Origin of the sequence: Coleofasciculus sp. A1-SPW-01, from assembly GCF_040217205.1 — a bacterium.
GTDB classification, from domain to species: Bacteria; Cyanobacteriota; Cyanobacteriia; order Cyanobacteriales; family Coleofasciculaceae; genus Coleofasciculus; species Coleofasciculus chthonoplastes_A.
In genome coordinates this window covers 1-10215 of record NZ_JAVJNP010000150.1, presented here as the reverse complement: position 1 = coordinate 10215, position 10215 = coordinate 1, and the positions used below count along the sequence as shown (strand labels likewise).

8 protein-coding genes and 1 pseudogene are annotated in these 10215 nt (G+C 44.3%); 2 read left to right on the top strand and 7 right to left on the bottom strand.

Going from position 1 to position 10215, the window contains the following annotated elements; translation table 11 throughout:
• Window positions 1-182 (top strand): annotated as a pseudogene (locus RH949_RS23005) (hypothetical protein); the annotation flags it as partial.
• Here RH949_RS23005 and RH949_RS23000 read toward each other — a convergent pair.
• Window positions 179-742 carry an NUDIX domain-containing protein gene (locus tag RH949_RS23000; RefSeq protein WP_446356413.1) on the bottom strand — a complete coding sequence of 188 codons (564 nt, stop codon included), beginning with the start codon at window positions 740-742 and terminating at the stop codon, window positions 179-181. The pseudogene RH949_RS23005 and the gene RH949_RS23000 sit on opposite strands and share 4 nt — an antisense overlap.
• 971 nt (window positions 743-1713) lie before the next feature.
• Here RH949_RS23000 and RH949_RS22995 point away from each other — a divergent pair.
• A complete protein-coding gene (locus RH949_RS22995; protein WP_446356411.1) occupies window positions 1714-2334 on the top strand; it encodes a hypothetical protein in 621 nt (206 codons plus the stop codon).
• Window positions 2335-2851: 517 nt separating this feature from the next.
• Here RH949_RS22995 and RH949_RS22990 read toward each other — a convergent pair.
• From RH949_RS22990 to RH949_RS22965, 6 genes are all read right to left on the bottom strand, one after another.
• On the bottom strand, window positions 2852-4555 hold the full coding sequence (locus RH949_RS22990) for a hypothetical protein (RefSeq protein WP_446356409.1): 1704 nt from the start codon (window positions 4553-4555) through the stop codon (window positions 2852-2854).
• 160 nt (window positions 4556-4715) lie between these two features.
• Window positions 4716-5192, bottom strand: a complete 477-nt coding sequence (locus tag RH949_RS22985; RefSeq protein WP_446356407.1) for a hypothetical protein — start codon at window positions 5190-5192, stop codon at window positions 4716-4718.
• Between the two features lie 4 nt (window positions 5193-5196).
• Window positions 5197-6111: an RAMP superfamily CRISPR-associated protein gene (locus RH949_RS22980; RefSeq protein ID WP_446356405.1), complete on the bottom strand. Its 915-nt coding sequence runs from the start codon at window positions 6109-6111 to the stop codon at window positions 5197-5199.
• A gap of 31 nt (window positions 6112-6142) precedes the next feature.
• Complete coding sequence (locus RH949_RS22975; RefSeq protein WP_446356403.1) at window positions 6143-7192, bottom strand: type III-B CRISPR module-associated Cmr3 family protein; 1050 nt, start codon at window positions 7190-7192, stop codon at window positions 6143-6145.
• A gap of 135 nt (window positions 7193-7327) precedes the next feature.
• On the bottom strand, window positions 7328-9043 hold the full coding sequence (locus RH949_RS22970) for a Cas10/Cmr2 second palm domain-containing protein (RefSeq protein WP_446356401.1): 1716 nt from the start codon (window positions 9041-9043) through the stop codon (window positions 7328-7330).
• Between the two features lie 505 nt (window positions 9044-9548).
• Window positions 9549-9725 carry a hypothetical protein gene (locus RH949_RS22965; RefSeq protein WP_446356399.1) on the bottom strand — a complete coding sequence of 59 codons (177 nt, stop codon included), beginning with the start codon at window positions 9723-9725 and terminating at the stop codon, window positions 9549-9551.
• Between the last annotated feature and the right edge of the window lie 490 nt (window positions 9726-10215).

Here is a 10215-nt window from a genome sequence, read left to right as displayed (position 1 = left end):
AGCAAGATGCTCAATGTAGCGAGCAAGATGCTCAATGTAGCGAGCAAGATGCTCAATGTAGCGAGCAAGATGCTCAATGTAGCGAGCAAGATGCTCAATGTAGCGAGCAAGATGCTCGCACTACGGCAAGGATTTCGCCATTATCACCCCATCACCCCATCACCCCATCACCACAAAACTAGCAGCCTCTAACGACTAATTTGATCCAAGCTTGACGCAGAATCTTCTGCTTGTCTGGGGGATTTGTCTTAATTTGCTGGAGCAATTCACGGGTATTCATCCACTGATACTGATAGATTTCTGCTGAGTTTGGCTGAATTATCGCCTTGCTATCCGCAATGATGAGTGCGGCAAAATAAGCTTTTCCAATCATTCTATTTTTGTCTACCCATCCGCGCACAGAATACATTAAGTCACGTTCGTCTCGGCGATATTCCGGGAATAAACGCTTGCCTACCCAAATACTACGTCTAAATTGAATTTGCAATTCGCTTAGTCCCAATTCTGTCTTCAAGCAGCGCATTGAAGCGGTTTTGGGACTGTCTTCTAGATGCATTCCTTCTTGGGGAGGCATCCATATAGACTGATCCTGAAGGGGCTGCACTAACAGATATTTCTTTTCTGGATCAGTCGATTGAATGAAACAAATAACCTCTGGACGAAATCCGGTTAAATGGAGGCGATACTTCTGGTTAAAAATCCATTTGTATCCGAGCCGCAACCAGTCTAATTCTAAGTTCATAGCCTATCCCCGCCACAATCAGGATTTCTTCTAAGCTATCTGCTTATTAGAAAGGGGGGCTTCCAAATTAGATAGAGAATAGGGAATAGGGAATAGGGAATAGGGAATTTTAACCCAATCGGTAGCTCTACGTAGGGTGGGCATTGCCCACCTACCGTTTCCAACTAATCCGATTTAACCTAATCGGTAGGGTATTCGGGCCAAAAGCACTTGCTATCTCGCTTTACGAAGCGTTTCCAACTAATCCGATTTAACCCAATCGGTAGGGAGTTCGTCTGGCAGCCCTTGCCCAGTAAGGGTTTCAGCCGCCGAATCGACACACCTCCAAAAAGTCTAACACATCCTCCCAAAAATTGACTCCAACACATACCTCAAACCCTCTCCCAGTAAGCCATCGACGCATCTCAACGAAAAACATAGGGTTTCAGCGATTTGCCGAGGTGTGTAGATGAACATCTGAAAATTGCCCTCAAACCTAGATACCATAATACTTTAACGGGATTTGAGTAATGCTTGTAGTGTCGTGGCACACCTTATTTGATGAATTAGAATTGGTTCGTAGTGAGGGCTTCAGCCCTCTCCAGCTAAGCGTTATAGCACTAATACCGAGTTGCGTTCTATCATGTCATTCTGAGCGAAGCGAAGAATCTGGACAGATGCTTCGCGTCACTCCGTTTCACTGCGTTTTGCTCAGCATGACAGATTCTACCCTAGACTGCAACTTAGTATAAATTGCTTACTACAAACAAAACCCTATTTTAGCTGTGCCACGACAGTAGTGGCGTGGCACACCTTATTTGATGAATTAGAATTACGCCCGGAAACTGTAGGAGCGCTCATACTTGCGCCCGATTCAATGGTCAAAAATTAATCGAACATCTCAATGATAAAATACCTAAACAACCGCCAAAGCAAGCTATCTAACACCAGGCAATACACAATTAACCGCTAAATCATCTGAAGAGGTCAAGATGGCTTGCAGTAATTATAAAGATATCAGTTCAGTTCTCAAAGAATTTCAAATCACCTACACTGAAGCTAATTTCATGGAAGAGATTGAATTTAGTATCCCTGATTACTTCCGTGAAGACTTGCAAACTGTTATGCAAGATGGAGTCCCCAATGCTTCAGAATTTTCGATTTGTGAGAATCTAATTTATCCAATCCTTAAGGAAGTGTGGAAATGCTATCGGAGTAACTTTGTTTTGTGGGGACATAAATCCTTAATCTATGATCAGAATCTTTCCAGGTTTCCTGAGTATATTTTGGCGAAACGCTCCCCATTAGGGAAAGTTGTATTTGACAAGCCTTATTTTCTATTAGTTGAAGCAAAACAAGATAAATTTGCTGAAGGTTGGGCGCAGTGCCTTGCCGAAATGGTGGCGGCGCAAAAGTTGAATGATGAACTGCCTGTCATTATTTTCGGTATTGTCTCGAATGGGAAAGACTGGGAATTTGGCAAGCTAGAAAAAGATTCATTTACTCAAAATAGAAATCGCTACCTGATTCAGGATTTGGATCGGCTATTTGCTGCTGTAAACTATGTTTTTCAAAAATGCGAATCGCAACTCAATGAGCTAGTTGTTGCTTAACCAGATATCCCTCTTTCAACAGTTATAGCAACCGCCATGGCTGTTAGGACACATCATTTAGTAAAGACGTTCCGGCGGAACGTCTCTACAAAATGGGAGATTGCGTAGTTTTTGTTACGGTTTTTGGGAGATTGTAGTATCGATTTTGATTTCTGGACTGGCGCTCTAGATTTAGACACATCGATTAGGACTTTCGGCACCATTGTAGAGACGCGCCATGGCGCGTCTCTACATCAATCATGTGTCCTCACCGCTATGGCGGTTGCTATAGTTTTGGGAATTTTTGGGTAAGTAAAGCGCTGACGGTAGTTTATTGTTTGACACTCCCCGGATTACTGATGATCTGGGGAGCTAATATTTTTCACTAATCCGATTTGACCCAATCGGTAGGGAAAATTCAATCGTGTCAATTTCTCAAGACACAGGGTTTCCAACTAATCCGATTTGACCCAATCGGTAGGGGACGGCAACTCTAGAACCCACAATACCTTGACGGGATTCGAGTGCTGTTTTAACTTCACCAAAGCCGTTGAAACCCTTCAGGTTCAGTATCCAGGAAATCCAGAAAATCATCACACTTACGCGAATCATCCGGAAAAATCGTCAACAGTTCCAAATAATTAGGCGTACTTCTTGGTGTCTTCTTCCCTGGATTCTTTGGATTATCCACCAACTTCACCACCGGATACATCCGATGCCAGAGTCTTCCCACTTGACTAATTTGCCCCGTCACCGAACTTTGCTTAATACTCTGTTCAGCTTCCCTGAATCGGCGATTTGCTCTTTGATAAGCTTCGTGCAACCACTTGATAGCCACACAATCTTCAGCACCCTCCGCCAAACGCCCCCATACTTCCACACCATCCGGATACCATGCTTCTCGCCAGTTGGCGTGATTCCTTTCATCCGGTTTTACCCCCTGCAACTGCATCCATTCTGAAGCAATTTGCCTTACCTGATCAATAAATCGCCCAACCCGATTTAAACTAGAAACCTTAGCCCCATAAGTTAATGACGTTTTGTCCCATTGCCAATGACACCCGATCAGAGGTTTCCTACGTTTATAATACTCCTGATAAAATTGCCGATGATCTGCCCGTCGCCACGACTTCCCAAACCCGCCAAATAGTAGAGCAAACCGCATTAAAGCTTGCAACAGTTTTTTCAAGGTTTGCTGCTTGATTTCATCCAATTGGCGAGGCGACATCAACAGCCAACGTAACTCGCCCGCCACTTCATACGTAGGTTCATCATGCCCCTCTGTAAACGTACCCAAGTGTAAATCCGATGTTTTAAACGCACAGGTTAATAACCCCTGAGTTCCGCCATCATTCACTCCGCCAAACAAATTTTCGACTAACGCCTCGGCTGTTTTCTGATTCGTTAACCCGCCGAAAATTCGCAAGGCGTGTCCCCGCAAACTCCCCCGAAACACATTCGGACGAAATTCCGTTTCGCCACCAATTACTTGAGGTGCCTGCCCTTCTCCTTTCAAAAAAGCCTTGTACAGTTGTTTCCCTTGAATCGGAATCGGATACTCCTCCTCTCCCAACTCCGTTAACCGCGCTTTAGGTAATCCATACCCACTGCTGGTGCGACAACCCATTCCATACCCTAACGCCCGTTCCCAAATTGCCCAAACTTCCTGCCAATCCGTATCCGGTAACTGGCTAGAAATACCAAACTGAATCGCAGGTTCCGACAGTGAAATTAAAGCAAATCCTGTCTCATTACGCGGTTTTTCATGAGTGTTATGAGTCTGTACCTGCCATTTCTGCTGCGGGTGAACAATATCGACTAAATTTTGTTTCCAATCATTCACCGGATAACCGCCATGAAACCGCAATAAACTCGGTTCCTCACTATTTTTCGTCAAGCGGTAGCGTTGCTTTTGTTCTGAGGTACAAGCTTGACAAAACAATCCTTTCATGCTGCTACCGGGATAAAAAGGCAAGCCAAAGGCACCCAGCGCCGGGAAAATAATTCCCTCAAATTGTCCGCCATTGGTGACAAACCGCCACTGCATTTTATAGGTTCTCGTCGTAACAGTTTTACCCGGATCAGGTGGGTGGGGATAGGCTTCTTGCGTCCACTCAGACGCCCATCGTTGGGAGTCTTGTACCTCAGCCTCTTGATTGATGTATTGAAGTTGCGATCGCCCTTTTATTTGCGCCTGAAACATTAACGGCACTAATTTAGCGGCATTGGCTATATTAACCATGTTGAATTCTCCTGAGATTAGGGAACGGGGAACGGGGAACTGGGAACGGGGAATGGGGGAGATGGAACATCTTTGGTAGGGGCGGGTTTTACTTTTAACGTTTCGTTTTCACCTGGATATGACTAAACCCGCCCCGACTAAATAACAAATGACAAATGACTTAATTCTCCTCATCACTCGACAAATTACCGGGACCCTTATAGCGCTGTGTCCACCATACGATCGCATCGCATAATTGAGTCAGTACAGCTAAGATAATTCGCTGATCTTCTACCGTAATTGACCACAATTTCTCAGCCATGGCTTGCACCGTGTTAGGATTTCTCACATTAACCGAATCATTGGGAATTTCTACCCCTGCGGGTTGCATAATGCTGACTAAAGCGTCCCAGGTGGCTTTCCAATAGTCCCCTTTACAGTCAAATTCATCCCCGTTTTTCTTCGACTTTCCCTTTAGCCGCAGATGTTCGCCCCAAAATCGCTCTAACCCATAAGCTACCGCTTCCCGCATTTTAAATGATTGATTTAAGGATTGGCGATCGCGTTGTCTGGCATCTAGAACTAAGGTTTGGGCAATTTGGTCTAAACTGTGAAACTTTCGCCCATCTTCTACTAAACTATAGTATTTCCAAGCCATTAACTTAAACCTCCTGTTTTTCAGTCTCAGTTTGCTGCGGGGAAAACGCTTCCCCAGCTAAAGTCACATTGCAGCGACCAAATCCAATTGATTCCAACCCACCAAAATAAAGTTCTTGGGAATAAGGCTGATTCGGTTTGGGTTCTCCAAAGGGTTTCCAGCCGAGTTGTTTTAATGCCACAGGAAACGCTAAAATACTCCCCACGGGTAACGCCTCCACATTAAAAAATGCCCCGGTTTTCGTATCGACTTTCTTCATATCCTCCAGCATTTTAATCCGGCTTTGTCGATACAATCCCATATCATGCAACCTGGCGATATCATTGTCATCAACCACAACTAATTGCTTGACCTGCACATCTGCGCCAACAGGTATCCAATCGGCTAAACTTTCATGGTGTTCAATGCCTAAAAACCCCAGATTAAAGAATAAAACTTTTTCAGTCGTTCCGGGGACAACACGGGCTTTTAACTCCGGATCAGCCGTGTACGGATCAGGAACTTTAGCGTTAATTTCAGCAATTTTCTGATAGCGTTTGAGCAGGGATGGACAGCTAACCCAAACAATCGGTTGTCCTGGAGAAAATACAGGGAACCAAACTAAAGAGGCATATTCAAACTTGACTAAAGCTTCAGTTGTCCCGCCATCTTTTTGGTTCGGGTTAGCAACAGCTTCATGACCATACCAAAGCGCCACATCATTATAGCGAGATTCGGTGTGCGATCGCGTGCCATTATTCGTCGCATGATTCCGCATATCTGCCCGAAATCGTCCCCGAATTGAACTCCCTGGAATCATCCCCGTTTGGGTAAATTGGTCGCGAAAAATTAGGTTCAGATTTCCCGTTTCTTCTCCCGCACTAGCACCCACATGAAGGGGGGCTTGGGTTTCAATAATGCCGTAGGCTTTGTGATACATGGTTAACTCTCCAAACTATTTAAATCCAAAACTATGACAGGGGTAACGCTAATCCACATCCCCAACGTTTATAGGAATACCCTTCATCCGGAAACCAGCATTTATCCCAGTCAAACCAAGGTTTAGGAATACCTTTTTCCAATACATAAACGGTTCCAGGGGGAACGGCATAACGTCCCCTAGATAGGCGTTTGGTATCTCCTGTTCCCCCTAACCGATAGCGAAAAGGACGAGGACGTTCGGTGAAAACTTGGGCATTTTCCCATTCTGGTGCTGTTATCCAGTCCTGTTCTTGCCTAATAGTAGGAAATCGGTAAGACAAGCGATTAGAACCCCACACCGCAGGCGTGATTAGGGCAAAATTATTTCCCACAGGTTGATTTAATCGTCCTAAAAGCGTTTCATTGGTAATCGGTTGACACTGTACCTCAACTAAATGTCCTTCACCGCCAAACCGATACCAACCGTCATCAATGGGAGTATTAGTCAAATACACTAAACAGGTATCGGGATGCATTTGAATTGAATTTTCCAAAAACAAACTTCCCTGTTCTGAACTAGCATCAACTCGACGTTGTTCGGTTTCTAAACGTGGGTGTAAATGAGGTAAATATTGCCAAGGCGCTTTAGAAACGGTTTCCGCTTTCTCCCATTGGTTAATTGGTAGCCAAGTTTCCGTATCAAATTTACCCGGTTTGAGGGGTTGCCATTGTTGGGTTTCGCTGTTCCAGGTTAATTTTTCAATGATTTTCCCTTGACGAATTTTTTCCTCATCTTGTGGGGGATTCATCTCGGCTAAATAGTTAAAGGGAGTCGGAACATAAAAGTTTTGAGTATCCTTAGTATACGCCCAAAAAGGTCCGGCTAGGGTTAAATCGGGTAAGTTTAATTGTTGGGTGGTTTCCCCTCTTTTGTTGATTCCCGGTTGACTGTATTTAGCTGCATATAATCCCGATACTGTTGCTGCACTAGGCGGAAAGCTATTTCCAGATCGCCCAACTAGGTTATCGGGTGAAAGGAAGGGACCCGCACTACCATAGAGAAAACCAAGGGGTTGGATAATAATCAGGTGACTAAACATAATACTGTAAGGGGCTAAGTGGGTGGAGACAATTAAAGTTAACGGTTGAGATTAGGGAACAGGGAACAGTAAGGGTCTGAGGGATATTTACAAAACTTAATACCGTGCCGTTTTCTTTTGTCCGACTCCTTAGGGTTAAGCATTCTCGGTGACTGAGGAGGACAAATGAAAACCCACTTTAGCCAAGTTAATCACCCAGTTGTTTAAAGCCTTAATGTTTTGCTTTTCTTGGACATGGGGTTGATTGCCTAATATTCCTGTTTTCTGTTGATGATCAGCATCCGATGTATCCCACAGATGGGTTTCTAAACATTGGCGATTTTCGGGGGTAAAGTAAAGTTCAAACAACCCCAGGGCAATTTGAGTTTGCCCCTGAAAAGCATGGCGAGATTCTAAGGTGGTAACATCATTATAAAAATGTGTCCAGTTGGGGGTTGTTTTATTCCCTTTGGGCTTTTCTTGCAGCGCGGCTAACGTGTCTCCCTCTCTGTCTTGATAGCTTTCTAGGAACTGTTGCAAACACCACCAAGGACAAACCCATTCTAGGTAATTGCCACTATTAAATAGAATCCGAATAGCGAGGCGATCGCGTCCCTTGTTTTTGGCTGATTTTTCGGCTTCTCGACAGTGTTGTAGCACATCTCGTTGGGGGACGCTAGGGGCTGCCCAAACTAAGCCGACACTTACGGTAATCTTGTGTTTATGTTGTTGCCAGATTTGGGGGAATTGATAGAACCAATTGAGGCAATCTTGAGCGGTTAATTTCGGTTGATTTGGCTCAGGAATTCGGTAGAGAACACCGAGAAAATCATCCCCTCCGGCATAGATAATCCGTCCATCAGCATCTAAATTCCGCCGTTTGACTCGCTCTGCTTGAGTCGGGGGTAAATAATATTTGAGATTTTTGCCCCATTCCATCATGGCTTGGCTAAAGGTGTGGAGAGAGTCGGCTTCATCTGCCCCTTTTTCTTTTAAATGGCGCAAATAGTCGCCAATCTTATCCCCATCCCCCTGAAAGTATCCTGCCCATAATTTATTGTCAAATCGGTTTAAGTCAACAAAGCTTTGAGGGATTTCAATACTCGGCAGGTCTTTTTCAGAAATAAATTGATTGGCAATAGCATCTAACGTGATTAACCGTTTAATCAGTTCTGGAATACTCAAGCGTTCAGACGGATCGAGAATGGATTCTCCTAAGTGCTGGCTCAGTTGGTGGTAAAACTGATTAATATCCTGAGTTTGTTCAGCCATGCTAGAGTTAAGGGGATGGGTTTTATCGGTCATCCGAGGGTAGGCGATCGCTCCCGTTCCCGATAAGGTTGAACTTTCTCCTTGCCAGTTAATCGCTATCCAATTTCGTTGGGTTTTAAGTTGATTCAGTTTACAGCGAGCGTGAGTCATTAGGGTGACATCTTTTAGCGTAATGTCAGTTGCTTTGGCTTGACTCAATTCTGCATCAGTGCTTTGCGTCCAAAAAAACTCCCAGGCATGATTTGACCAAGCATTCCATTCCCGTTGCCAGGTATAAGTAAAGGTGTTTAAGGCTTGCTCGATATATTTCTGACAGGTTTCGACAACTGTTTGCCAAGCCTGATTAAAAGCCGCTTCAGCTATGTTTTCGGGGAAATTTCCAGCAATAATAATTTGGTTGGGTGTACCTTGGGTCACATTAATTAATGCTGGAGAGACAACCCGACAGCCATGTTTTTTAGCGGCATGGCAAATTGCACAAGCTAAATAAGAAAGGAGAAAAGAACTGCCGTATAAGTCCCGCAGTTTGCGTGATTTCTCAATGAAACCCTGTACGGGAGCAAAGGTAATCACAGTGTAACATTGATTGTCTTTATCCATGTTCATTAAGTAGGTGGACACAATTAAAGTTAACAATTGAGATTAGGGAACGGGGAACGGGGAATAGGGAACAGGATGTAGTGGTGTGACCCAACTAAAATAGGATTTTGTTTGTAGTGAGAACTTTAGTTCTCTAACGCCTAGCTGGAGAGGGCTGAAGCCCTCACTACGAAGCAAATCTATCCCACCATTTTAGCTGGGTCTGTCCAGCCTGCGGTTAAAGCTTTGGGCGGCTAAGAACGTATTGTCGCTATCGGCAAGAATGAGTACCCGACGATTGGTTCCCATAGAGGTTTGGCATCCTTTGCTTGTTTGTTACTTGTATTAAAACATAAGTGTGGAAGGGGGGTTTTCTTTTACCACAAGGGAACGGGGAAGTTAGTAGTGGCGTGGCATCCCTTATTTGATGAATTAGAATTACGCCCGGAAACCGTAGGGGCGCATGGCGTGCGCCCGATTCAATGGTAAAATCTATTCCACAATTTTAGCTGTGCCATGCTACGACTTACATTTTGCCATTGTATTGCCCAATACTAATGATTCCCAGTTCAAGGAGTTTTGTGGCGAAGAGTTCAGAGACTTCTTTACTGGAGAATTTTAATATCCTGACACTAGGAATCCAAGTGCTATTTCCTAAATACGTCCCAGAATAGTGAGGAAGAATTTCTATCACTTTTTCCATGTTTGATTGTTGGATTAAAAAAAACTCGTGGTACATTATGCCATCTCATTAAAAAGCTACCTAGGCTTATTTTTAACGTAAGGATGGAAAAGGGGTTTTCTTTAATTGTCATTTGGGTTGGGTGAATGTGGCACGGCTAAAGAAAAAGGGTGGGATGACCCACCCTTCCAACTAATCCGATTTAACCCAATCGGTAGGGTTCTTTGGCTCAAGATTCGGATTCGCAAGAGGATTGCGTGTTTCCAACTAATCCGATTTAACCCAATCGGTAGGGAGTTTGACTGAGTCTCTTCGACAGATCTACGACGTAAAGTTTCCAACTAATCCGATTTAACCCAATCGGTAGGGGGTTCGTCTAGCAGCCCTTGCCCAGTAAGGGTTTCAGCCGCCCAATCGACACCACTGCTGAAATTATAATGCATTCTGCCCAAAATTGCTCCCAACCCATACCGCAAATCCTTTCCCTGTCAGGCATCGACACCACTCAACG